The organism is Chloroflexota bacterium (assembly GCA_026713825.1).
Taxonomy (GTDB): Bacteria; Chloroflexota; Dehalococcoidia; order Lucifugimonadales; family UBA1127; genus UBA1127.
Genome location: JAPONS010000100.1, coordinates 1 through 1,601, shown reverse-complemented (window position 1 = coordinate 1,601; position 1,601 = coordinate 1). Strand labels below are relative to the sequence as shown.

Annotated in this window: 2 protein-coding genes; both read left to right on the top strand. The window is 68.0% G+C overall.

Going from position 1 to position 1,601, the window contains the following annotated elements:
- Positions 1-1,036, top strand: a 1,036-nt coding sequence (locus OXC99_11815) for a hypothetical protein (protein MCY4625670.1), incomplete at its 5' end; no start/stop codon positions are given.
- Between the two features lie 106 nt (positions 1,037-1,142).
- Positions 1,143-1,457 carry a pilin gene (locus tag OXC99_11810; GenBank protein MCY4625669.1) on the top strand — a complete coding sequence of 105 codons (315 nt, stop codon included), beginning with the start codon at positions 1,143-1,145 and terminating at the stop codon, positions 1,455-1,457.
- The last annotated feature ends 144 nt before the right edge of the window (positions 1,458-1,601 follow it).

The following is a 1,601-nucleotide window of genomic DNA, read 5'->3' as shown; positions in this document are numbered from 1 at the left end:
TGGTCGAGGAGTTCTCCCAAGAGGACGCCGACAACTGCCGGGGGGACTCCGGCTGATGGCGGACATCCTCACCGGAACCCCCGAAGCCCTCACCTACGGCCATGACCTGGTGCGCCAGGCGTGGATGGTCGTCTGGGCCGTCACGTCCGGCGCGCTGGTGGTCATCCTCGGCTGGATGGGGCTGACCTTCATCATGTCCGAGCACCTGGGCAGCCGTCAGGCGGGATGGCGGGAGATGGTCCCACGGCTGGTGCTCGGCCTCGTCGCCGCCGCGTCATCCCTGTGGTGGTGCGCCCTGGTCCTCGACGTGGCCGACGCCGTGTCAAGTTTCGTCGCCGTCTCCCTGAACGTCACCGCGGGCGACATGCTCCGCTCCACCCTCCGCACCCTGCTGACGGCGGTGCAGGCCGGGAGCGTGGGCATGGCCCTGCTGCTGGCCGTCCTCTACCTCGTCTACGGCTTCTTCGTGCTCTACGTCATCGTGCAGATGGTTCTCCGTCTGGCCCTCATCGACGTGCTGCTGGCGCTGGCCCCCATCGCGCTGGGGCTGTGGATCCTGCCCCACACGGCGGGCTGGGGAAGGCACTGGCTCAGGCTCTTCATGACGACCACCTTCCAGCAGGCCATCCAGCTCATCGCGTTGGCCCTGGGGATCGGCTTCCTCAACGAGGTCGCCGCCATCGCCGCCTTCGAGCCGGTGCAGGACCTGATCTGGAAGCTGCTGATGTCCCTGGCCTTCGTCTACATGGCGACCCGGGTGCCGTCGCTGCTGGGGAACGCCGGGACCTTCGATAGCTGGCTGTCGATGCTCTATTTCGGGATGACCCTCCCCGCGTCCTTCATGCGCTCGGCCCGGACCATCGGGCTGGTGGCGGGCGGAGCGACGGGAGGGCCGGGAGGCGCAGCGGTGGGGGCGATGGCCGCCGGCGCGGGCCTGTCGGCGGCGGCGGGCGGCATCAGCTCGGCGGCGTCGATGGCGACCCCATCGGCGGGGGGAGACCCCGGAGGCGGAGCGCCCAGGAGCAGCGGCGAGTGAGCCGTGACACAACGACGGAGGCGCGGCGATGTGCATTTGACGGAGCGCAAGGAATCACACCGATAAAGACGAGCGAAGTGCTCGATGAAAGAGAGGAAGGAAACGAATGGAACAACTGACACAGACCATCTCGAACCTGGTGGGAATCCTGCTGGGCGTCGTGGGAGCCATCGGCGTCGGGTTCTTCATCTACGGCGCGTACCTGTACCTGACGGCCAGCGGAGCGCCCCACCAGATGGAGCGCGGCAAGAGCGCAATGATGACCGCCCTCGCCGGCGTCGTCCTGGCCCTGGTCGCCTACGGCGTCGTGGAGCTGGTGATGAACGCGGTCGTGGACCCCGGAATCGACATCGACAACGCACTGCCCGATCCGCAAGCCCCCGATGGCGACGACGGCAGCAGTGGCGGCGGCGGCGGATAGACCGACGTGAGAAGGGAGGAGAGAGACATGAGAGAACACGAGGTACCGACCCACGTCCAGGCCGAGGACCGGGTGCTGCTGGGATTCACCTTCCCGCAGATCGTGGCGGTCGTGGCGGTGTGCGCCCTGTCCTACGGGGCCTAC

Coding starts and splice junctions, on each gene's coding strand:
- OXC99_11810 (MCY4625669.1), top strand. CDS start 1,143: ATGGAACAACTGACACAGACCATCTCGAACCTGGTGGGAATCCTGCTG.